This is a genomic window from Natronospira bacteriovora (assembly GCF_030848495.1).
GTDB lineage: Bacteria > Pseudomonadota > Gammaproteobacteria > Natronospirales > Natronospiraceae > Natronospira > Natronospira bacteriovora.
Window position 1 is genome coordinate 134,375 of the sequence record NZ_JAVDDT010000004.1, and the last position, 21,510, is coordinate 155,884.

Below are 21,510 nucleotides of genomic sequence, written 5' to 3' on the forward strand. Positions count from 1 at the left end.
ACGACAACGACAACGACTACGACAACGATGGTTGTTGCCGGATTTGAGCGTTTGGCATTAGAAAGCCCCGGGGCCTTGCGGCCACCGGGGCTTCTTTTGTGCCAATGTGCTATCCGATGGTTACATCGGGGGATACGTATAACTCGACTGAACCCCCAACGGCAGCCCCGTCGCCAGGCCGATCAGCCAGTAGCCGATCAGGAAGGCCGTCCATATCACCAGGAAGACGATGGAGTAGGGCAGCATCAGTGACACCAGGGTACCGATACCCGTTCCCTTCACGTAGCGCTGGCAATAGACCACCACCAGCGGGAAGTAGGGCAGCAGCGGGGTGATGATGTTGGAGACCGAATCACCCACACGATAGGCGGCCTGGGTCAGATCCGGCGAGAAGCCGATCTGCATCAGCATGGGCACGAAGATCGGTGCCAGCAGGGCCCACTTGGCCGAGGCCGAACCCATGAAGATGTTCAGGAAGGCCACCAGCACCACGATGCCCGCCAGGGTCACCGGGCCGGGCAGGGCCAGCATCTGCAGGAAGTTGCCGCCTTCCACTGCCAGCAGCACACCCAGGCCGGAACGGCCGAACTCGGCGATGAACAGGGCGCAGAAGAAGGCCATGACGATGTAGTAGGCCATGCCTTCCATGGTCTTGCTCATGGCCTGGATCACTTGCCGGCTGTTCTTGAAGGTGCCGGCCACATAGCCATAGACCACGCCCGGGATCAGGAAGAAGAGGAAGATCAGGGGCACGATGGACTGCATCAGCGGGGCATCGAAGGCCGCGATGTCCCCCTGCGGGTTGCGCATGGGCGAGTCCGCCGGAATCACCGACAGGGTCAGCAGCACGGCACCCAGGAACATGACGCCAGTGGAGATCCAGAAGGCCGTGCGGTCACGGCTATTGATCTCCTCGATCACCGGCATTTCATCCTGGTCGCCGTCGATCCGGGTGTTGGCCAGGCGCGGCTCGATCACCTTGTCGGTCAGGAACCAGCCCACTGCCACGATGACCAGACAGGAGGCGGAGGTGAAGGCCCAGTTGTTGAGCGGATTCAGCTGCAGTTCCGGATCGATGATCTGGGCGGCCGACTCGGTAAAGCCCATCAGCAGCGGATCAATCGCCGAGGGCACGAAGTTGGCGGAAAAGCCGCCCGACACCCCGGCAAAGGCCGCCGCGATCCCCGCCAGGGGATGGCGCCCGGCGGCATAGAAGATCACGCCACCCAGGGGAATCACCACCACATAGCCGGCGTCCACGGCGGTATGGCTGACAATGGCCACCAGGATCAGCATGGGGGTCAGCAGCATCTTCGGGGTGGTGTTGAGCAGCAGCTTGATGGCGGTGTTGATGTAGCCGCTGCGCTCGGCCACGCCCACGCCCAGCATGGCCACCAGCACCACGCCCAGCGGGGCGAAGCCGGTGAAGGTGGTGACCATGTTGGACAGGAAGTGGGCGAATTCCGGGCCGGAGAGCAGGTTGTTTACCCGCACCGCATCGTCCGTACCCGGAATCTTCGTGGTGAACTCGAAGAAGGAGAAGATCAGCGACAGGAACCAGACGATGATCAGCAGGGAAGCGAAAAGCATGGCCGGGTCGGGAAGCTTGTTGCCCACCCGCTCGACCTTGTTGAGAATCCGGTCCATTAGCCCGCCATTGGCGGAACCGGTAACCTGTTGTGGCTCACTCATGGGACACCTTCGTCAGGAAGTTTTGCGAATACCAAAGCGGGCAAGCATAGCAGCCCGCGCCGGGATGGGAAATTTCCGGCGGAACCCGGCCGGAACCGGACGGTCTCATTTCGAATGTGCCCGGCCCGGCAGAAGCGATTCGAAAGCCCCTCGTCCGGGGCCATGGACAGTCACCTCAGAACACGGGAAGGCCAATGATCCGCACCGTCAGTGCCCTGATTCTCGTCGTCGCACTCCTTTCAGCCTGCAGCAGTGAAAACAGTGGCAATGCCGGCCAGGGCGAAGGGGCCGAGCGCCAGACGCCCATTGCCGCCGTGGAGATCCATCCCCGTGACCTGTCGCGCCAGGTGTCCCTCTCCGCCACGGTGGCGCCTCGCACCCGCATTCGCCTGGCCACCCGCGTGAGCGGGCGGGTGGAGGCAGTGGCCGTGGAGGAGGGAGATGCCGTGTCGGCCGGCCAATTGCTGGCCCAGCTGGATGTCTCCGAGGAACTGGCCGAACTGGAACGGGCGCGTGCGGGGGTTGAAGAGGCCGAGCTGGAGTATGAGCGCACCGCCCAGCTGCTGGAGCGGGGTGATGTGACCGAGGTGGAATACCAGCGTGCCCGAACCCAGCTGCGGCGGGCACGCAGTGAAGTACTGCTCTGGGAAACCCGCCGTGACTTCGGCAGCATCCGGGCCCCGCGGGATGCGGTGGTCGCGGCCCGTCACGTGGAGGTCGGTGAGGCGGTGAGCGGCCAGGATGCGCTGTTCGAGCTGGTGGATCTGAGTGAATTGGTGATGAACCTGGGTGTCTCGGAGCTCGATGTGGTGCATCTGCAGATCGGCCAGTCCGTGCCCGTTCGCCTGGATGCCATGCCCGGCAAGACGCTGGACGGGGAGATTCGACGGATCTTTCCCACCGCCGAGACCGGCAGCCGCCTGGTCACCGTGGAAGTGGCCCTGCCGGCGGACGCGGCCAGGCGTGGCGTTCGCCCCGGTTTCCTCGGGCGGGTGCGCATGGCCATAGACGAGCGACCGGACGTGCTTGCCGTGCCGGCCTCGGCCGTGGGCGAGGACGGCGACCAGCGTTATGTCTATGTGGTGCGGGATGATCGCCTGCAGCGTCGGGAAGTGCGAACCGGGGTCAGCCGGGGGAACTGGACCGAAGTGGAGGAAGGACTGCAGGAAGGCGATATCGTCCTGGCCACGAATCCCATTGACATGCGGGATGGCCAGGCCGTGCGGATCGTCGGCTGGCGGGGTTGAGCCGTCACGGGAACACGTATCGCCGCAACGGTGACAGGCAGGTGAAGGAATGAGTTACGAAACACTGGAGCGCAAAAGTGGCGAACGGCGGAGTCTGGCCAATGCGGCCATTCGCCGGCCGGTGGGAACCCTCGCCATCGCCGCGCTGGTCTTCGTGCTGGGCTCCTTCTTTCTTGATCGCCTGCCCATCGATCTGCTGCCCACCATCGACAATCCCCTGATCCGTGTCACGGTCAACTATCCCGGGGTGGCGCCGGAAGTGATGGAGCAGCAGGTGACGCGGGTGCTGGAACGCAATCTGGCCTCCACCGAGAACCTGACACGCATTCACAGCCGTGCCTCGGAAGGTCGCACCAACGTCAACCTGGAATTCGAGCACGGCACCAATCTGGATCTGGCCATTCAGGACGCTTCCCGCTACCTGGAGTTGGCCCGCACCCAGCTGCCCCAGGACATCGATCCGCCACGCCTCTATCGTTTCGATCCGGCCCAGGATCCGGTCTGGGAGGCCGGATTCAGCTCCACCGTGCGCAGTGAAACGGAAGTCCGTGACTGGGTGGAGCATCAGCTGGCCCCCCAGTTGCTGGCGATACACGGTGTCTCCGGGGTGGAAGCCGCCGGCGGTCAGGTGCGGGAGATGGAAGTGGTCGCGGACCAGGAGCGCCTGCGTTCCTACGGTCTGACCATGCAGCATCTGGTGACCGCCCTCGAGGGCGAGAACGTGGATCTGGCCGGTGGCTGGGTCACCTCCGAGACCTTCGATGTCATGGCCAAGACCGACGGCCTGTTCACCTCGGCCGATGACATCCGCAACGTCCTCATCCAGCTCCCGGGCAGTGACCGGCGCATCCGCTTGTCCGAGGTGGCCGACGTCAATGACGGCTACCGCGAACAGCGCCTGTTCGTTCGTCTCAATGGCATCGAGGCGGCTCAGGTTTCGGTCTTCAAGATGCCGGCCGCCAACACCGTCGAAGTGGTGGATCAGGTCGTCGCCACCATGGACCGACTGCAACGCACGGGTTTCATTCCGGAGGACATCCGCTTCGAGACCACGCGGGATCCGACCTATTTCATTCGCGGCAGCATCACTGCCGTGGGCACCGCCGCCCTGCTCGGGGGCGTGCTGGCCATGTTCATGGTGATGCTCTTTTTGGGCAGCCTGCGCAAGAGTTTTGTCATCGGCCTGTCCATTCCACTGGCCCTGATGGCGACCTTTGCCATGATGGGGGCCAGCGGCATGACTCTGAACATCATGAGCCTGGGTGGCCTGGCTCTGGGGGTGGGGCTGTTGCTGGACAATGGCATCGTCATGCTGGAGAACATCTATCGGCACCGGGAGAAACTGGGCAAGTCGCCGGACGATGCCGCCCACGATGGTTCCCGGGAAGTGGTCTCCGCCATCACCGCGGGCACCCTCACCAATCTGGCCGCGGTGCTGCCCTTCCTGCTGATCACCGGCATGGCCGCCATGATCTTCCGGGAACTGATACTGACCATTTCCTTCGCCATCCTGGCCACGCTGGCGGCGGCCCTGACATTGATTCCCATGCTGGCGGCCCTGCTGGGCAAGATCCGCCATGAGTCCGGCTTTCACCGCAGTCGCCTGGTGACCGGCTTCAACCTCTTGATTGAATGGCTGCGGAATGGTTACCGCGACCTTTTGCCCGCCGTCCTTCGCGTGCGCTGGGCCGTCCTGGGAGCGGCGGCGCTGGCCCTGTTCGGCGCCAGCCATCTGGCCGGTCAGCTGGGCAATACCTTCCTGCCCCAGGTGGATGACGGCAACGTGGGTATTCGCATGGTGCTGCCGCCGGGTACCCCGCCCCAAGAGAACGATGAAGCCACGCGTCGGGTGGAAGAGGCCGTGCGGGAAATGCCTCATGTCGAGTCGGTCTTTACCCGAGTGGGCGGCCATCTCAGCGGTGGCGTGATTTCCGAGCGCCCCGGCACGGCGAACCTGTCCATCCAGCTGACCCCGGCCGTGGAGCGGGACATGAGTGCCGGTCGTTGGGTACGGGAAATGCAGCAGAGGGTGGATGCCCTGGACCTGCCGGGGGCACGCATTCACGTCCGCCCGCCCGCCATTCCGGGTCTGCGCTTTTCCTTTGCGGGCACGGATCTGTCCATTGGCTTGGTGGGTGAGGATCTGCGGGAACTGCGCACCCTGGCGCGGGATCTGGTGGCGCGGCTGGATGGCATTGAAGGGCTGGAAGGGGTCGAGGTGGGCCGGGAGGACCAGAGCCCGCTGCTTCGCATCCGAGTGGACCGGGAACGCGCCGCCGACCTGGGCCTGAACGTCTCGGAGGTGGGGCGGGCCGTGCGACAGGCCGTGGATGGTGCGGTACCCACCCGCTTCGTCACCGGCCAGACCGAATACGACGTGCGCGTACGCCTGCCCCGGGAGTCCACCCGTGACCCGGAATCCCTGGGCGGCATGATTCTCTACCGTGACAATGGTCTCCCGGTTCTGCTGCGGGACGTGGCCAGCTTCGAACTGACCGAGGGCCCCGCCCATATCGAACGGGAAAACCAGAACCGCGTGGTGCGGGTCAATGGCGACATCAATACCGAGATCCGTGATATTGGCAGCGTCATGGCCGAGGTGGAGGCGCGCCTGGGTGACCTGGAACTCCCGGATCACGTCAGCATCCTCACCCGGGGCCAGTGGGAAACCATCCAGGACACCAACCGGGAGCTGATGACCGTGATCGTGCTGGCCATCTTCCTGGTCTTCGTGGTGCTTGCGGTGCAGTACGAACGCCTTTCCAATCCCCTGGTCATCCTCGCGGCGGCACCCCTTGCCCTGATTGGCGTGGTCGGCATCCTCTGGCTCACCGGCAATCCATTGTCCGCACCGGTCATGATCGGGGTGATCCTGCTCATCGGCGTTGTGGTCAACAATGCCATCCTGCTGGTGGAATACATCGAGATCGGCCGTCGGGATCAGGCCCTGCCCATCGAGGCGGCCATCGTGGAGGCGGGCGCGGTGCGCCTGCGGCCCATCCTCATGACCACCTCCACCACCGTATTGGGCATGACGCCCCTGGCCATCGGCCTCGGCGAGGGTGCCGAGATCATGCAGCCGCTGGCCCTGGCCGTCATTGGCGGCCTCCTCATGGCCATGTTGCTGACCCTGTTCGTGGTGCCCTGCCTGTACCACATCGTCAGCCGTTTCAGTGAACGCAGCAAACAGCTATTGGTGGGCGAGCGTTGAACTCGACCGACCGTTTCAGCGCACACGATCATCCACCGCTTGTCTGCAATGGCGTGTCGTGAGCGCATTTCAAAGCGTGCTCATAACCTGATTAAATCAGGGGCCTCTGATCTCAGAGGTGCGTTAACTCGGGGAAAAGAAAGGGGGGGGAATCATGTCTTCACTGCTGCTGCCCTTGTTTTGCGTACTCTTGCTGACCATCACCTATCCCTTGGCCCGGCGTGGTGATTTGACCGTTAACCGGCTGCTTCTGCTTTACGCGGAAACCTTCCTCGTGCTCAGTGTGGTGGCGGATTTTGTCGAGCCGCTTCTGACGGTGGAGATCTTTTCCGGGCTTGGCTATCACCTCTATTGGATGGCGACGCTGCCCGGGCTGAAATGGCTTGCCCTGACGTATCGTCGCCGGCGTCAGGCCACGGCGCAGGGCTGATGCCGTGAAAAGCGGCAGTGGCAATATGGCCGCCGTTGATTAAACTGACGGGTCTGTGTTTTTCGCACTGGAGAGAGACATGCGCGCCACCTGGATTTTCTTCGCGCTGGCGGCCGCCACGCTGATTTTTGTCATGGTTCTGCGTCCGGGGCCCGGGCCGGCCATGGATGAGCGCCCTGACTCCCTGCCTCGGGGCGAGGCGGGACCGGTGGTGGCGGACGGCCGGGAGGCCCGACGCGAATCGCCCCGGCGGGTTCTTGATGAAGGCGACGGCCTGCGGACCGAGGCCGGAACCCGCCTGCAGGCCCAGGACGAGAATGAGCGCCCCGCCGGTGGCTATGACACGGTCGGTGCCGCCTTCCATGCCAGTGACGATTACCTCGCCTTCGTTGATGAGGTCATTGAGGCGGCGGACGGGGGCGATGCCGCCGCCCGCTACTACATTGGCCGGATCCTTGCCGAATGCCAGCTGGCGGTACGCCAGTTCGATGGCGAGTATCCCGACGAATACACCCTCTCCACCGCCATCCCAGACGACATGAACCCCCAGGTCAACGACCTCATGCAGCGCCAGGTGGCCCGCTGCCGGGGCTTTTTCGACGAGGACATGAGTCTTTACGGCGCCGCCGACGACTGGATGCGGGCGGCCGCCGAGGATGGCTACGGGCCGGCCGTCATGCGCCAGGGCATCAGCGACTACCGCATGTACCAGGCGGGACGGAGTGCCGATTTCGATCCCGACCAGCTGGTGCAGGTTCTGCGTGACCGAAATCCGGACACCCTTGCCTACGCCAGCCAGCTGAGCGCCATCCACGGCGACAGTCGTGCGGACGAGACCGCCTGGCTCATGCTGGCCTGTGAATATGGCCAGGACTGCTCCGCCAATTCCGACTGGGTCCAGGCCCTGTGTCTGCAGCAAGGCTGTCCGCCCAGCTTCGATGGTGCCGAGGACGCCCTCTCGGTGCTGCTGACGCCGGGCGAGCTGGAGCAGGCCCGGGACCGGATGGCGGAACTGGAGCGGGCCCTTGATGCCGGGGATTTCGACGGCCTGTTCCGCTGAGGGGCTGTCGGCCTGCGGCCGGCGCCCCCCTTTTTTCGCGCCCCGGTGATGCTACTATCGGGCTTTTCCCCTGCAGGAGAATCACCGTGAAGTTGCGATATCTGATTGGCGTCGCTGCCCTGCCGCTGATGCTGGCAGCCTGTGGCGACAGCCCCGAACCGACTGAAACCGAGCGCGCCGAGCGCCAGGTCAGCGACAATCCGCTGCTGAGCGAAAGCGGCCTGCCCTACAACGCGCCTCCCTTTGACCGCATCGAGGCCGAGCATTTCGGCCCGGCACTGGAAAAGGGGATGGAAGAGCACATGGCCGAGATCGAGGCCATTGCCAACAACCCGGAACCGCCCAGCTTCGAGAACACCATCGTTGCCATGGAGCGTTCCGGTCAGACGCTTTCCAGCGTCAGCCGCGTCTTCTTTGCCCTGGCCGGCAGCCACACCAATGAAGACATCCAGGCTACCCAGCGCGAGATGGCACCGAAACTGTCCGCCCACAGTGACGCCATCAATCTGAACCCCGAGCTGTTCAGCCGGGTGGATGCGCTGTATCAGCAGCGTGATGAGCTGGATCTGGATCCGGAATCCCATCGCCTGCTGGAGCGTTACCATCGTGATTTCGTTCGTTCCGGTGCCCGCCTGAGCGAAGAGCAGCAGGCCCGCCTGCGCGAGATCAACAGTCGCCTGGCCGAGCTGGGCACCCAGTTCAGCCAGAACGTGCTGGCGGAAGTGAATGACTCCGCCGTGGTGGTGGACAGCCGTGAAGAACTGGATGGTCTGTCCGACGCCCAGATCGAGCGGGCGGCCAACGAGGCGAAGGATCGTGGCCTGGACGGCAAGTACGTCATCACCCTGCTCAACACCAGTGGTCAGCCGCCCCTGTCCTCACTCACCAACCGTGAGGTACGTGAGCGGGTTCACACTGCCTCCCTGGATCGCGGCGCGCGGGGCAACGAGTACGACACCCGCGGGATCGTTTCCGAGACCCTGACCCTGCGGGCGGAACGCGCCAACATGCTGGGTTACGCCAATCACGCCGAGTTCATCCTGGAAGAGCAGACGGCGGGTTCCGTGGATGTGGTCAATGAACTGCTGGCCGACCTCAACCCCATTGCCATGCGCAATGCCCGGGAAGAAGCCGCGGACATTCAGGCCATCATCAATGCCACGGAAGACGAGCCCTTGGAGCTGGCCTCCTGGGACTGGGCCTTCTACGCCGAGAAGGTGCGTCAGGAGCGTTATGCCTTCGACAATTCGGAAGTGCGCCCCTATTTCGAGTTCGACAGCGTGATGGAGAACGGCGTCTTCTATTCCGCCGAGAAACTCTTTGGCATCACTTTCGAAGAACGCCATGACATCCCGGTCTATCATGACTCGGTGCGTGTCTATGAGGTCTTCGAGGAAGATGGCACCCCCCTGGGCCTGATGTACAGCGACATGTACTCCCGCGGTTCCAAGCGGGGCGGTGCCTGGATGAACTCCTATCAGATCCAGTCGGATCTGCTGGGCGGTCAGCCGGTGGTGGGCATTCATCTCAACGTCAGCCAGCCGCCGGAAGGTGAGCCCACCCTGCTGACCTGGGATGAAACCACCACCCTGTTCCACGAATTCGGCCACGCCATTCATGGCCTGTTCTCGGATGTGCACTATCCGCGTTTCTCCGGCACCAGTGTTCCCCGTGACTTCGTGGAATACCCTTCCCAGGTCTATGAAATGTGGGCCAGCTGGCCGGAAGTGCTCGCCAACTACGCCCTGCATTACGAGACCGGCGAGCGCATCCCGGACGAGCTGCTGGAGAAGGTGCTGGATGCCCAGCAGTTCAACCAGGGCTTCCGCACGACCGAGTACCTGGCCGCTTCCACCATCGACCAGCGTCTGCACCAGTTGCCCATCGATGAGATTCCCGCCGCGGAAGACATCATGGACTTCGAGGCCCAGGTGCTGGCGGAATCGGGCATGGACTTCGACCCGGTACCCCCGCGTTACCGCACGCCCTATTTCTCCCACATCATGGGCGGCTATTCCGCCGGCTATTACTCCTATATCTGGAGTGAAGTGCTGGATGCGGACAGTGTGCTGTGGTTCAAGGAGAATGATGGCCTGACCCGCGAGAACGGCCAGCACTTCCGTGACACCCTGTTGTCCCGGGGTGGCACCGCCGATGCCATGGATCTGTACATGGACTTCGCCGGCCGTCAGCCGGAAATCGAAGCCCTGCTGATCCGTCGTGGTTTGATCGACGACGAATAAGCCTCAGGCCGCATGTTGTGAAAGAAGCCCCTCCTCTGGAGGGGCTTTTTTACGCCGGCAGATTGGACGAGTGAAACGTAAATCGTGAATCGGACGGCCGCGTTCGTCGAAGCCCCCCCCCTGTGGGAGCGGCTTTAGCCGCGATACCAATCCCCCACCTGGCACGCCGCCCTATCGAAGCCAACACAACAGAACCCTCAGGCCAAGGACCCACCATGCAGGCGTTTTAGCTTGGCGAGATTTCGGGCGCCCAGGCCAATGTCGGCATCCAGCTGCAGGAGACCCGCCATGTCGACGCTGGTCGGCGTCCCGGGGATGGTGTCGAAGGGCAAGGGTGCCTGATCTTGAAGGCGGGTCAGTTCGCGGGCCCGGAAGGCCTGTTCCCGCCCTTCGGCCAGCAGACGCTGAATCCGCGCACTGCCGCGAAGGCCAAGTTCCGGAATCCCGTCCAGATCGGCAAACAGCGCTTCCAGGTCCTCGTAATGGGCGAACAGGCGCTCCGCGCTCTTGCCACCAATGCCCCTGACGCCGCTGATGTTGTCCACTGGATCCCCCACCAGCGCCAGATAATCCGCCATGCGTTCGGGGGGAAAGCCCAGCTTTGAACGCATCTCCTCATACGACCGGGCTGTCTTGCCCGGCCCCTCCCAATACAGGTCGCCGGGCCGCAGAAGCTGGGCCAGGTCCTTGTCGCGGCTGATCAGGGTCACGGCCTGGCCTTCGACGCGGGCCAGGCGGGCCACGCTCGCCATCAGGTCATCCGCCTCGAAGCGATCCGACGACAGGCAGGGCAGGCCCAGCGTTTCGCCCAGCGCCCGGCACCATTGAAACTGGGCCTCAAGCTCTGGCGGCGGCAGTTCCCGGTTGGCCTTGTACGTCGGCTCGATTTCATTGCGAAAGGAGGTGGTGAGGGATTCGTCGAAGCAGAGGATCAGGGGATGCCCGTCAACCACATCCAGGGTGTCCGCCAGGGCGGTGGCAAAGCCCCGGAAACCGTTGGCCGGCTCACCACGGGCCGTCCGCAGGCTGTCGGGCAGGGCAAACCAGCCACGAAAGACGAAAATGGAGGCGTCGAACAGATGGATCATCTGTCGATTATGGCACAGCGCGGGGCGCTCTCAGCGTCGTTCGAGCAGGGCTCTCAGGCGATCATGCAGGGGGCTGCTGCGGGGAAAATGGGCCAGCAGAAACTCCATCTGGTCGGCCAGAACCCGGCGTCCCTTGAGATAGACATACTCGGCGTGAGTGGGTGTGAAGGGCACAGCGATCAACTGCATCCCGGCCTGTTCCGGTGTGCGATCCGCCTTGTGGTTATTGCAGCGCTTGCAGGCGGTGACCACATTGTTCCAGTGATCCAGGCCGCCCTGGGCCACGGGGGTGACATGATCCCGCGACAGTAACTGGCTTGGGAACCGTTCGCCGCAATACAGGCAGAGCCGCGCATCCCGCCGAAACAGGGTGTGATTGTTGAGCGGAGGGATATAGCGGTAACGGGATTTGCTCAGGTGTTTGCGATCGCCCGGTGTGGCGATGATGGAATGCACGGTGAGGATGCTCTGTCGGCCGGTCAGTGCCGAAATGCCGCCGTGCAGGTCGTAGAGCGGCGATCCGCATTCGTAGACCACCTGATCCAGGTGATAGAGCCTGGCTGCCTGCTGGTAATCGATCCATTCCAGCGGCATACCGCCCACATCGGTGCGCAGAACCTGCTGATTCAGATCATTCATGGCCTTGTCCGGCCGCCGCCGGCCTCCTCGAAGCCTTCGCGATTAGTCGAATGTCGACCCTTGCCTATGCTTCTGACCCATCTTTTACATGGATTACGCCCGTGTTGGCAAATCCCGTCGCCTCTTTTCATGGAAAATTCATGAAGCCGGTGCAAGCGCTGACTTGCTGCTACACTCAAAAACGCATGTCCGAAATTCCAACAAGCAAAGAGACAGGTACAGCATGAGCACACTCATCACGGTACCGGCCGAATCCCGGGAGGGCGAAAAGCGGGTGGCCATGGTGCCCGGTCTGGCCGAAAAACTCGTCAAGGCCGGCCTGCGCCTGCGCATTCAGTCGGGTGCCGGCGACCACGCGGGTTTTTCCGACGAGGCCTATCGCGCCATTGAAGGGGTCGAAGTCAGCGACGATCACGCCGCCATCTGGTCGCAGGCGGATCTGGTTCTTTGCGTCCGCCGCCCCGCCGACGACGATGTCCGCCGGATGAAGAAAGGGGCCGGCCTGCTCGGTTTCATGGCGCCATGGCAGCGGGATGACTTCATCAACAGCCTCGCCGGCCAGGGCGTGTCGGCCTTCGCAGTGGAACTGATTCCCAGAATTTCCCGTGCCCAGTCCATGGACGCCCTGTCTTCCCAGGCGGCCGTGGCCGGTTACAAGGCCGTGCTCATTGCGGCCGAACACCTGCCCCGCTTCTTCCCCATGCTGACCACCGCCGCCGGCACTATCCGCCCGGCCAGGGCCCTGATCGTGGGGGCCGGTGTGGCCGGGCTGCAGGCCATCGCCACGGCCCGCCGCCTGGGGGCCCGGGTGGAGGCCTTCGATGTGCGATCCGCCGTTGCCGAACAGGTGGAATCCCTGGGCGCCAGGTTCGTGGACACGGGGGTGAAGGCCGAGGCCGAGGGCGGTTATGCCCGCGAGCTGACCGAGGAGGAAAAACAGCAACAGGCTGATGTGCTGGCCAAGCACATCAGTCAGGCCGATATCGTCATTACCACGGCCGCCATTCCCGGCCGTCCGGCACCGAAGATCGTGACCGAGCCCATGGTGGCCAACATGAAGCCGGGCGCCGTACTGGTGGACCTGGCGGCCGAAACCGGCGGCAACTGCGCCCTGACCCGACCGGGGGAGGTTCATCGTGAAGGGCGGGCCACCCTCGTCGGTCCGCTGGACGTGCCCGGCATGCTCGCCGAGCATGCCAGTGAGATGTACGCGCGAAACCTGTGGAATTTCGTTTCACCCTGTGTTTCGGAAGGCACCCTGAACTGGGACATGGAGGACGAGGTTTACGCCAGGAGCGTGGTCACCCATGAAGGCAGCATCCGGCACCCGGCGGAGGACAAGTCATGATTGAATTGACCGGCTTCATTGCCCTGTACATCGTCATGCTGACGGCCTTCGTCGGCATCGAGATCATTTCCCGTGTCCCGGTCATTCTGCATACGCCGCTGATGTCCGGATCGAACTTCGTTCACGGCATTGTGGTGGTGGGGGCCATGGTGGCCCTGGGTCATGCGGAGACCACCCTGGGGCAGGTCATCGGTTTCATCGGTGTGGCGCTGGGGGCGGGCAATGCCGTCGGTGGCTATGTGGTCACCGAGCGAATGCTTGAAATGTTCAAGTCCAGCAAGGGGGACAAGGCGTGAGTGAACTGATCAGTCGTGACACCCTCGACCTCCTGATACAGGCCAGTTATTTCACCGCCATTCTGCTGTTCATCTTCGGCATCAAGCGCATGTCATCGCCCGTCACGGCGCGGCGCGGCATCCGTCAGGCCGGCCTCGGCATGTTGCTGGCCGTTGTGGCCACTTTCTTCCTGCCGGACATGAGCAACTTCCTGTTGATCATCACCGCCCTGTTCGTAGGCAGCCTGCTGGCCTGGCTCAGCGCGCGCAAGGTGGCCATGACGGGCATGCCGCAGATGGTTGCCCTCTACAACGGCATGGGCGGTGGCGCGGCGGCCACCATTGGCGCCGTGGCCCTGTATGGTGGCAGCGATTACGGCACCGTAATCATGACCCTGGCGATCCTGGGCGGCCTGATCGGTTCCATTGCCTTCAGCGGCAGCCTGGTGGCCTATGCCAAGCTCGAAGGCCTGGTGTCCAAGACCATGCGCTTCCCCGGTCAGCAGCTGTTCAATGCCTTGGTCTTCTTCGGTGCCATCGCCACCGGTGCCACCCTGCTGGTGGTGGACGGCTATCCCGTTTGGCTGATCACCACCTTCTTCGGCCTGGCCCTGCTGGCCGGGATTACCATCACCATGCCCATCGGCGGTGCGGACATGCCGGTAGTGATTTCCCTCTACAACGCCCTGACCGGTCTGGCCGTGGCCTTCGAGGGCTTTGTCCTCGACAACGCCGCCATGATCATTGCCGGCACCGTGGTGGGCGCCGCCGGTACCCTGCTCACCCAGCTCATGGCGAAGGCCATGAACCGGCCCTTGAGCAACGTGCTGTTCAGCGGTTTCGGTGATACCGGAGGCGAGGGTGGTGATGGCCCGGAAGGCACCATGAAGGAATCGGAGGCCAGTGATGCGGCCATCACCATGGCCTACGCGGACAAGGTCATCATCGTGCCCGGTTACGGCCTCGCCGTGGCCCAGGCCCAGCACAAGCTCTGGGAATTCTGTGAGCGGCTCATGGAGCGGGGTGTGGATGTGAAGTTCGCCATTCATCCCGTGGCCGGTCGCATGCCGGGGCACATGAACGTCCTGCTGGCCGAGGCCGGCGTGCCCTATGACCTGATCTTCGACCTGGAAGAAATCAACGCCGAGTTCGACGAGGCCGACGTGGCACTGGTGATAGGTGCCAATGATGTGGTCAATCCCGACGCACGCAGCAAGAAGGACAGCCCCATCTTCGGCATGCCCATTCTGAACGTGGATCATGCCGATAACGTGCTGGTGGTCAAACGTGGTCGAGGCACGGGTTTCTCCGGTGTCGAGAACCCCCTGTTCTTCGCCGACAACACCCAGATGGTCTTCGGCGATGCCCAGGAAGTGGCCGGCAAGTTCATCCAGGGCCTGAAGACGTTGGGAGACGCCTGATCGCTTCGACAAACTGGCTGGAATGAGGTGTGACTCATGCGTGTGAGTGCCCTGTTATGCCTTGTGTTGTTGCTGTGCGCCTGCGTTGCTCCACCCATTCAGGATACGGATGAGACGCCACTGGAGAATTACTGGCGCCTGGTGGAGGTCGCGGAGCCGGTGTATCCGACGGCGGCCCGTGAGGCGGGCATTGAGGGGCATGTGCTTGTGCAGGTGCGCATTGGCCGCCAGGGCGTGGTTCAACAGGCCCGCGTTCTGGAGAGCGAGCCGGGGGAGATCTTCGTGCCCAGCGTAATGCGGGCCATTCACACCTTTCGATACGAGGCCACCGACAACAATCCGGATCGCCGATCGATGTACACCGAGTACCGTTTTGATTTCGAGCTGGATGCCAACAGCAATGACTGAAAGCCATGGCTAGGGGGAATGCCAGTTTCATGCGAGGCCTGGAGCGGCGCTTCGAAGTCGGTGCTCTGCTGGCTACCCTGTTTCTGATCTTCGGCCTCATCACGGCCTTCGTCATCTTTCTTGTCCAGGTGCAGGGGGCCGCCACCGCCTACATGGCGGGCCAGAGCCAATGGTCTCGGGCGCAGCTTGGCAGTGTGTTCTCCCTCTATCGTTACCTGAGCCATGGAAACCCGGATGATCTCTCCGGTGCACGGGAGCTGCTGGATATCCCCCTCGGTGACATGCGGGCCAGGCGGGCGATGGATGCAGAAGAACTCGACCGCCAGGCCGCCGCGGATGGCCTGCTGAGGGGCGAGAATTATCCGGACGACATTCCCGGGATGATCTGGCTCTACCGGAATTTCTCGAATTTCCCCTATTTGCGTGATGCCGCTGACGTCTGGCGTGAATCCGATGAATACATCCTGGCGCTAGTGGATCTTGCCGACCGCATCGAACAGGCCTGGCATGAGGGGCCTCCCCCTGCCCGTGAGTACGCCATGCTCCTGGCTGAACTGGAGCTGATCAATGCACGGAACTATGAGCTGACGACACGTTTCCTGCAGGCCTTCACGGATGCCGGCCGGGCACTGCGACAGACTCTCACCCTGGGCAGCGTCTTCGTGATTACCCTGTTCGCCCTGATGGCGGCTCTGGTCGGTTGGCGCCTGATACTCCTGATCGACCAATCCCGCCGGCGTTTCCAGTCCATTTTCGAGCACGCGGCCGTAGGCATGGCGGAAGTCGACCAGCGTGGCCATCTGATCAATGCCAATACCGCCATGGCCGACATTCTGGGTTATTCCCGCCAGGAGTTGAGGGGCAAATCCTATCAGTCACTGACCCTGGAAGAAGATGTGGACATCGGTCTTGAGCAAGGTCGGGCCCTGCTTCGCGGGGAAGAAGAAGCCGTCACGGTCGAACAGCGCTTCCGGCACAAGGACGGAGGCATCGTCTGGGGGCGGCTCACGGTGTCGACGATCAACGGCAAGCGAGGCCTGCCGGAATCCATGATCGCGATCCTGGAGGATGTTTCCGAGTCCCGGCGACTGTCGGTGGAGTTGCAGTACCAGGCCGCCCATGATGCCCTCACCGACCTGATCAATCGCCGCGGTTTTGACCGGGAACTGGCCAAGGCCCTTCGGACCGTGCGGGAAAGTCATGTGGTGCATTCGGTCTGTTTCATCGACATGGATCAGTTCAAGGTCGTGAACGATACCTGTGGTCACGCGGCCGGTGACCACATGCTGATTCAGGTAGCGGATCTGCTAAAGGAAAACCTGCGAGAAGGGGATGTGCTGGCGCGTCTGGGCGGTGATGAATTTGGGCTGCTCTTGCGAAACTGTGATTTGAACGCAGCCACCCACGTGGCCGAGAAACTCTGTCATGCCATGGAAGCGCTGGTCTTCGAGTGGGAGGGACAGACCTTCAGCGCCTCCTGCAGCATCGGCGTCGTGCCCGTGGAGAGGGACATGGCAGACATCAATGTCATTCTCCGCTCAGCGGATCTGGCCTGCTACATCGCCAAGGAAAAAGGCCGAAACCGTGTGCATGTCAGCAATGCCCAGGACGAGCAGCTGCGGCATCGCCGCGGGCAGATGGAGTGGGTAAACCGGATTCGCCAGGCACTCGATGACAACCGCTTTTTTCTGGAAGCTCAGTACATACAGGCGCTACAGACAGACGAGCCCGTGCGTTACGAAGTGCTCCTGCGTATGCGGGACGAACATGGCGAAAGTGTCCCCCCCGGCGCTTTCATCCCGGCCGCCGAGCGATTCGATATCGCCTACCGCCTGGATCGCTGGGTACTGGAACAGGTCTGTCGAACCCTGGCCGATCATCCGCAGCACCGGGCGTCACTGGGCGCCTGTCATGTAAATCTCTCGGGACAGTCATTCGACCGGCCGGATTTCCAGCAGCTGGTGCTGGATACGCTGGATTACTATGGCGTACCCGCCTCCTCACTCTGTTTCGAGATCACCGAAACCGCGGCCATTCGCCGCATTGCCGATGCCACCGAGTTCATGGCGGCCCTGTCCCGCAAGGGCTGTCAGTTTGCCCTGGACGATTTCGGCGCCGGTCTGTCTTCCTTCGCCTACCTGCGTCGCCTGCCGGTGGAGTACCTGAAGGTGGATGGAATCTTCGTACGCAACATTCTTTCTGACCGAACCGACATGGCCATGGTCAAGGCCATTACGGATGTGGGACAGACCATGGGCAAGCGCATCATCGCCGAGTTCGTGGAAAGCGATGACGTGGCCACTCACCTCAAGCGCATGGGGCTCGACTTCGGGCAGGGCTTTGGCATTCACAAGCCGGAGCGCTGGGAAAATCTGTTCTAGTGGGTTTGCACCCACTTTTTGGGGGGATCAATCCGACGCTTCGAGTACCAGGGCAAGTCCGTCCGGCGCCGCCAGCTCCACCGCATCACCACGATGGGTGAGGTTGTGTCCGTCATATTCCAGCTTGGCCGCCCGCGCCTCCAGATCCGGAGTTTCGAACACCAGCGCAACCGCCGGGCCCTGCCGGCTGAACTGCAGATTGAAGCCCTCCGCGCAGACCTCGCTCACCCCATCCGCGTCCGGCGAGGCGATCATGCCGAGCGCTTCCCAGAAGGCCGCATCCGCTTCCGGATCCCGGCTTCGACGCCGCAGGGCGCGGAAATGACCGAGCAGGGAGAAGCTTTCCCCCTCCAGGGGCGGTGGTGAAAAGGTGCGCGCTTCCAGCAGACAGACCGTCTGCCCGCTGGGATCGGTGAAGCCGGCTTCATTGAACTGATTGGGGCCAAGCTTGCAGAAGTCCAGGCGGATACTCCGCTTTCGCAGCCTCTCGACCTGTCCGGGCAACTCCGGCGTGACGAAGGTGAGCGAGGGAGACGGAAAGCGGTAGTCATGCAGGCCAAGGCAGAGGCGGCCGTCACTCATCACGCCATAGCGATGTGGCCAGGTGTCGCCCACCGGAATGCTCTCCATGCCCAGGCCCTGCCAGAAGTGCAGGGAATCGAGCACGGCTTCACAGTCGATGCTCAACTCCAGCAGGCGCCCGAGCTGCATCAGCGTTCCGCCCCCAGGCGGCGCGCGCGCGCGAGGGTCTCTTCGGCTTCCTGTCCGGCTTGCTCCACGCTGCGCTTGTTCACCTCCGGCCATCCGGCCGTGTGCCGAAGCACCAGTTCCTGCAGCATGTGGATGTGGTCTTCGCTGTCGTTGAGTGCTGGCACATACCGCAGTTGGCCACCGCCTGCCTCCCGAAACAGTTCCGCGTTCTCGAAGCCGATCTCGTCGATGGTCTCCAGGCAGTCGGCCGGAAAACCGGGACAGACCACATCAATGTCACCCACGCCTTTGCGTCCCCATTCCTCGAGCGTTTCATCGGTATAGGGTTTGAGCCATTCGGCCTTGCCGAAGCGGGACTGGAAGGTGACGAACCATTCCCCGTCCTTCAGGCCGAGACGATGGGCCACCAGACGCGCGGTCTTGTGGCAGTAGCAGTGGTAGGGGTCACCGGCCAGGAAGGTGAACCGGGGAATGCCGTGGAAGCTGAAAAGCAGCCTTTCGCCCCGGCCATTGCGATACCAGTGTTCACGGATGCTGTTGGCCACGGCCTGAACATAGCCGGCATCGTCATGGTAGCTGTTGACCATGCGAAACTCGGGCATCCAGCGCCATTGGGAGAGGATGGAAGTGATCTTCGCGAAGGTGGAGCCGGTGGTGGAGGAAGCGTACTGCGGGTAGAGCGGCAACACCAGCAGGCGACGCACCCCCCGTTCCTTCAGCGACTCCAGTGCCCCCTCGATGGAGGGATTGCCGTAACGCATGCCGAGCTCCACCTCCACCGGCCCGCGAAAACGGCTGCGGAGCTTCTTTTCCAGTGCGGTCTGAATGTCCCGGCTGTGATAGAGCAGTGGTGAACCCCGATCCGTCCACACCCGGGCATAGGCCTCGGCAGACTTCGCCGGCCGTGTGCGCAGCACCAGGCCATTGAGAATCAGCCACCACAGGGGACGCGGGATTTCCACCACCCGCGGATCCCAGAGAAACTCGCCCAGATAGCGACGCAGGGCCGTCGCGGTCGGCTCATCCGGCGTCCCCAGATTGGTCAGCAGGATCCCGAGACGCGCGGTCTCGTCGTGTTGAAAATCCGGACGGCCTGAGAATCGTTTCATTGCTGCCTGCGTGCCTCGATGAGCCGATGGTGTGATGGCGTTCCGTTCATGCTGAATCGGGGCCGCATATTGTATCAGGCCGGGGCTGGCATAATGGTGCCATGGAGCCCATCGCCGATCTCTACAGTGTCTTCCCCGAAAAGTTCGGGATTCCGCGCCAGTCCGGCCAGGCGCCGGATGCCCGGGCCGAGGTGGTGCTGCGTCCGCCCTTCGCCCGCGCCGAAGCGGTGCGCGGGCTCGAACAGTGCAGTCACATCTGGCTGCTCTTTCTCTGCCACCAGGCCGAGGGCTGGCGACCCACGGTTCGTCCCCCGCGTCTCGGCGGCAACAGCCGCCTGGGCGTGTTCGCCAGCCGCTCCCCCTTCCGGCCCAATCCCATCGGCCTGTCCGTGGTGCGCCTGGACGGGCTGAGCTGCGAGCAGGGGGTGCGCCTTCAGGTGAGTGGCGTGGACATGGTGGACGGCACGCCGGTTCTCGATATCAAGCCCTATCTGCCCTGGGCGGATGCCGTGCCGGAGGCCAGCGGCGGAATAGCGGCACGGCCGCCGGAACGTCTCCCGATTCGTTTCACCGAGGCCGCCTCCAGGGCCCTGGCCCAGCGCCCGGACGGGGGGCGGACCCGGCGACTCATCGAGCAGATTCTGGCCCTTGATCCGCGCCCGGCCTACCACGACGACCCGACGCGGGTGTACGTGAATGCTCTGGCGGACTGCAGCGTGCGCTGGTGCGTGGATGAGGGCGAGGTAAAGGTGATCGAGCTGCGCTTTCACAACCCCGACCGCCCGGCCCGGGCCGACTAGCGTTTCCAGCGGCCATGCCGCTGGGCGGCGTCAACGGCGTCTTCCGCCCGGGCGTATTCATAATCCCGGTTCGGGCTGATTCGGCGCAGCTCCCGCTCCATCCACAGCTGGACTTCGGCATTGAGCGCCTGCGGGCTACGCTCCCCGGGCCAGATGGCGTCGCCCACCACCACCTGGATGGTGCCCGGGCGCTTGCCGAACTGGACCCGTGCCCAGAAGTCACCGGCGTTGTGCACCATGGGCACGATGGGGACGCCGGCCTCCCGCGCCAGCAGGGCGCCGCCCATGCCGTAACGCCGGGTCTTGCCGGGCTTCATTCGGTGACCTTCGGGAAAGATCATCACGTAATTGCCTTCGGCGAATTTCTCCTGGCCCTGGCTGACCAGTTGCTCCACGGCACGGCGCCCCCCCCGCCGGTCGATGGCGATGGGGCGCATGAAAAACATGCCCCAGCCGAACACCGGGATGCGCAGGATCTCGCGCTTCAGAACCCAGGATTGCTGCACCCGGAAGACAGCCATCTGTGCCAGGGTTTCCCAGGTGGATTCGTGCTTCATGTAGATCACGCAGGGCTGCTCGGGCAATTGCCCGCGCCATTCCACGCTGTAGTCCAGGCGGCAGACGTGTTTCAGTACCCAGAGATTGGTGCGCGCCCAGCTGGAAGCGATCCCCAGCCGCGCCCGGTAGCCGAAGGGCAGTACCAGAAACAGCGCCGCCACCCAGAGTGGGACGCTCAGCATCATGAAGGTGTTGAACAGCGCGCTTCTCAGGTAAATCATGTGGCGTCGGCTTCCTCTTCTCCATGTTCAGCCAGCAGGGTATTGGCAGCTGCCGCCAGGTCATCGAACACTTCCACGCCATCAAGGGCATTGCGGGCCCGCAAGCGTTCCAGCGTCTCCCGGCCCCGGCCGGTCAGCACCAGCATGGGGCGAGCGCCGGCGTTGCGGGCCACTTCCACATCCTTCTCGCTGTCACCGATCATCGGCACATGACTGAGCGCGGTCTGGAAGCGCTTGCTGATGTCCTTGAGCATGCCGGGGGCCGGCTTGCGACAGCCGCAGGCGTCGTCGGGGTGGTGGGGGCAGAAGAAAAAGGCGTCGATCTCCCCGCCATGGGTCTGCAGCAGCCCCTGGATCTTGTGATGAATCCCAAGCAGGTCGCTGGGCGTGAACAGCCCCCGGCCGAGCCCCGACTGATTGCTGGCCACCACCACGCGCCAGCCACCCCGGTTCAGCCGGGCAATGGCTTCCAGGGCACCCGGCAACGCATGCCATTCCTCCGGCGACTTGATGTAGTCGTCGGATTCCTCGTTGATGGTGCCGTCACGGTCGAGTATGACCAGTCGCATTGATGCAGTTCCCAGTTACCAGTTACCAGTTCCCAGTGAACAGTCGGCCATCCGATTGGCAGGGCTGGTTGTTCACTGGGAACTGTTCACTTTCATCTG

General features: G+C 63.2%; 18 protein-coding genes. 11 read left to right on the forward strand and 7 right to left on the reverse strand.

Features of this window, described 5'->3' with window-relative positions:
• Nucleotides 1-120: 120 nt before the first annotated feature.
• Nucleotides 121-1,692 carry an AbgT family transporter gene (locus RBH19_RS07835; protein WP_306728277.1) on the reverse strand — a complete coding sequence of 524 codons (1,572 nt, stop codon included), beginning with the start codon at nucleotides 1,690-1,692 and terminating at the stop codon, nucleotides 121-123.
• A 194-nt stretch (nucleotides 1,693-1,886) separates the two neighbouring features.
• On the opposite strand from RBH19_RS07835, the gene RBH19_RS07840 reads away from it, so the two are divergent.
• The 5 genes from RBH19_RS07840 (at nucleotide 1,887) to RBH19_RS07860 (ending at nucleotide 9,883) form a co-directional block, all read left to right on the forward strand.
• Nucleotides 1,887-2,939, forward strand: coding sequence for an efflux RND transporter periplasmic adaptor subunit (locus tag RBH19_RS07840; protein ID WP_306728278.1), 1,053 nt, complete (start codon nucleotides 1,887-1,889; stop codon nucleotides 2,937-2,939).
• A gap of 49 nt (nucleotides 2,940-2,988) precedes the next feature.
• On the forward strand, nucleotides 2,989-6,150 hold the full coding sequence (locus RBH19_RS07845) for an efflux RND transporter permease subunit (protein ID WP_306728279.1): 3,162 nt from the start codon (nucleotides 2,989-2,991) through the stop codon (nucleotides 6,148-6,150).
• A 154-nt stretch (nucleotides 6,151-6,304) separates the two neighbouring features.
• The gene (locus RBH19_RS07850) at nucleotides 6,305-6,580 is read left to right on the forward strand and encodes a hypothetical protein (RefSeq protein ID WP_306728280.1); all 276 of its coding nucleotides are present in this window, start codon (nucleotides 6,305-6,307) and stop codon (nucleotides 6,578-6,580) included.
• A gap of 79 nt (nucleotides 6,581-6,659) precedes the next feature.
• Complete coding sequence (locus RBH19_RS07855) at nucleotides 6,660-7,640, forward strand: hypothetical protein (protein ID WP_306728281.1); 981 nt, start codon at nucleotides 6,660-6,662, stop codon at nucleotides 7,638-7,640.
• 86 nt (nucleotides 7,641-7,726) lie between these two features.
• Nucleotides 7,727-9,883, forward strand: coding sequence for a M3 family metallopeptidase (locus tag RBH19_RS07860; protein ID WP_306728282.1), 2,157 nt, complete (start codon nucleotides 7,727-7,729; stop codon nucleotides 9,881-9,883).
• A gap of 197 nt (nucleotides 9,884-10,080) precedes the next feature.
• Here RBH19_RS07860 and RBH19_RS07865 read toward each other — a convergent pair whose 3' ends face one another.
• The gene (locus RBH19_RS07865; RefSeq protein WP_306728283.1) at nucleotides 10,081-10,971 is read right to left on the reverse strand and encodes a 5'-3' exonuclease; all 891 of its coding nucleotides are present in this window, start codon (nucleotides 10,969-10,971) and stop codon (nucleotides 10,081-10,083) included.
• Nucleotides 10,972-11,001: 30 nt separating this feature from the next.
• Nucleotides 11,002-11,610 (reverse strand): HNH endonuclease, encoded by a 609-nt coding sequence (locus RBH19_RS07870; protein WP_306728284.1) that lies wholly within the window; start codon nucleotides 11,608-11,610, stop codon nucleotides 11,002-11,004.
• A gap of 223 nt (nucleotides 11,611-11,833) precedes the next feature.
• On the opposite strand from RBH19_RS07870, the gene RBH19_RS07875 reads away from it, so the two are divergent.
• The 5 genes from RBH19_RS07875 to RBH19_RS07895 are packed head-to-tail and all read left to right on the forward strand — an operon-like array spanning nucleotide 11,834 to nucleotide 17,443.
• Entirely contained in the window at nucleotides 11,834-12,958 is a 1,125-nt protein-coding gene (locus tag RBH19_RS07875) for a Re/Si-specific NAD(P)(+) transhydrogenase subunit alpha (RefSeq protein ID WP_306728285.1), read from the forward strand.
• Complete coding sequence (locus tag RBH19_RS07880) at nucleotides 12,955-13,254, forward strand: NAD(P) transhydrogenase subunit alpha part 2 (protein ID WP_374728964.1); 300 nt, start codon at nucleotides 12,955-12,957, stop codon at nucleotides 13,252-13,254. The genes RBH19_RS07875 and RBH19_RS07880 overlap by 4 nt, the downstream gene beginning before the upstream one ends.
• Nucleotides 13,251-14,654, forward strand: coding sequence for an NAD(P)(+) transhydrogenase (Re/Si-specific) subunit beta (locus tag RBH19_RS07885; protein ID WP_445353970.1), 1,404 nt, complete (start codon nucleotides 13,251-13,253; stop codon nucleotides 14,652-14,654). Before RBH19_RS07880 ends, RBH19_RS07885 begins: the two co-directional genes overlap by 4 nt.
• Nucleotides 14,655-14,690: 36 nt before the next feature.
• A complete protein-coding gene (locus RBH19_RS07890; protein WP_306728286.1) occupies nucleotides 14,691-15,062 on the forward strand; it encodes an energy transducer TonB in 372 nt (123 codons plus the stop codon).
• A 29-nt stretch (nucleotides 15,063-15,091) separates the two neighbouring features.
• Nucleotides 15,092-17,443, forward strand: coding sequence for a putative bifunctional diguanylate cyclase/phosphodiesterase (locus RBH19_RS07895; RefSeq protein WP_306728287.1), 2,352 nt, complete (start codon nucleotides 15,092-15,094; stop codon nucleotides 17,441-17,443).
• Between the two features lie 27 nt (nucleotides 17,444-17,470).
• On the opposite strand, the gene RBH19_RS07900 is transcribed toward RBH19_RS07895, so the two are convergent.
• Both RBH19_RS07900 and hemH read right to left on the reverse strand, forming a co-directional pair.
• Entirely contained in the window at nucleotides 17,471-18,154 is a 684-nt protein-coding gene (locus RBH19_RS07900; protein ID WP_306728288.1) for a hypothetical protein, read from the reverse strand.
• Nucleotides 18,154-19,263 (reverse strand): ferrochelatase, encoded by a 1,110-nt coding sequence (gene hemH / locus RBH19_RS07905; protein WP_306728289.1) that lies wholly within the window; start codon nucleotides 19,261-19,263, stop codon nucleotides 18,154-18,156. Before hemH ends, RBH19_RS07900 begins: the two co-directional genes overlap by 1 nt.
• 101 nt (nucleotides 19,264-19,364) lie before the next feature.
• Between hemH and tsaA the strand changes: the two genes are divergently transcribed.
• Nucleotides 19,365-20,063 carry a tRNA (N6-threonylcarbamoyladenosine(37)-N6)-methyltransferase TrmO gene (gene tsaA / locus RBH19_RS07910; protein ID WP_306728290.1) on the forward strand — a complete coding sequence of 233 codons (699 nt, stop codon included), beginning with the start codon at nucleotides 19,365-19,367 and terminating at the stop codon, nucleotides 20,061-20,063.
• Here tsaA and RBH19_RS07915 read toward each other — a convergent pair.
• Nucleotides 20,060-20,842, reverse strand: a complete 783-nt coding sequence (locus tag RBH19_RS07915; protein WP_306728291.1) for a lysophospholipid acyltransferase family protein — start codon at nucleotides 20,840-20,842, stop codon at nucleotides 20,060-20,062. The two genes, tsaA and RBH19_RS07915, sit on opposite strands and share 4 nt — an antisense overlap.
• On the reverse strand, nucleotides 20,839-21,411 hold the full coding sequence (gmhB, locus tag RBH19_RS07920) for a D-glycero-beta-D-manno-heptose 1,7-bisphosphate 7-phosphatase (RefSeq protein ID WP_306728292.1): 573 nt from the start codon (nucleotides 21,409-21,411) through the stop codon (nucleotides 20,839-20,841). The genes RBH19_RS07915 and gmhB overlap by 4 nt, the downstream gene beginning before the upstream one ends.
• Nucleotides 21,412-21,510 lie beyond the last annotated feature (99 nt).

Excerpts from the sequence above, each read along its gene's own strand:
- RBH19_RS07835 (WP_306728277.1), bottom strand. The coding sequence starts at position 1,692 with ATGAGTGAGCCACAACAGGTTACCGGTTCCGCCAATGGCGGGCTAATG.
- RBH19_RS07840 (WP_306728278.1), top strand. The coding sequence starts at position 1,887 with ATGATCCGCACCGTCAGTGCCCTGATTCTCGTCGTCGCACTCCTTTCA.
- RBH19_RS07845 (WP_306728279.1), top strand. The coding sequence starts at position 2,989 with ATGAGTTACGAAACACTGGAGCGCAAAAGTGGCGAACGGCGGAGTCTG.
- RBH19_RS07850 (WP_306728280.1), top strand. The coding sequence starts at position 6,305 with ATGTCTTCACTGCTGCTGCCCTTGTTTTGCGTACTCTTGCTGACCATC.
- RBH19_RS07855 (WP_306728281.1), top strand. The coding sequence starts at position 6,660 with ATGCGCGCCACCTGGATTTTCTTCGCGCTGGCGGCCGCCACGCTGATT.
- RBH19_RS07865 (WP_306728283.1), bottom strand. The coding sequence starts at position 10,971 with ATGATCCATCTGTTCGACGCCTCCATTTTCGTCTTTCGTGGCTGGTTT.
- RBH19_RS07870 (WP_306728284.1), bottom strand. The coding sequence starts at position 11,610 with ATGAATGATCTGAATCAGCAGGTTCTGCGCACCGATGTGGGCGGTATG.
- RBH19_RS07875 (WP_306728285.1), top strand. The coding sequence starts at position 11,834 with ATGAGCACACTCATCACGGTACCGGCCGAATCCCGGGAGGGCGAAAAG.
- RBH19_RS07880 (WP_374728964.1), top strand. The coding sequence starts at position 12,955 with ATGATTGAATTGACCGGCTTCATTGCCCTGTACATCGTCATGCTGACG.
- RBH19_RS07890 (WP_306728286.1), top strand. The coding sequence starts at position 14,691 with ATGCGTGTGAGTGCCCTGTTATGCCTTGTGTTGTTGCTGTGCGCCTGC.
- RBH19_RS07895 (WP_306728287.1), top strand. The coding sequence starts at position 15,092 with ATGCGAGGCCTGGAGCGGCGCTTCGAAGTCGGTGCTCTGCTGGCTACC.
- RBH19_RS07900 (WP_306728288.1), bottom strand. The coding sequence starts at position 18,154 with ATGCAGCTCGGGCGCCTGCTGGAGTTGAGCATCGACTGTGAAGCCGTG.
- hemH (WP_306728289.1), bottom strand. The coding sequence starts at position 19,263 with ATGAAACGATTCTCAGGCCGTCCGGATTTTCAACACGACGAGACCGCG.
- tsaA (WP_306728290.1), top strand. The coding sequence starts at position 19,365 with ATGGAGCCCATCGCCGATCTCTACAGTGTCTTCCCCGAAAAGTTCGGG.
- RBH19_RS07915 (WP_306728291.1), bottom strand. The coding sequence starts at position 20,842 with ATGATTTACCTGAGAAGCGCGCTGTTCAACACCTTCATGATGCTGAGC.
- gmhB (WP_306728292.1), bottom strand. The coding sequence starts at position 21,411 with ATGCGACTGGTCATACTCGACCGTGACGGCACCATCAACGAGGAATCC.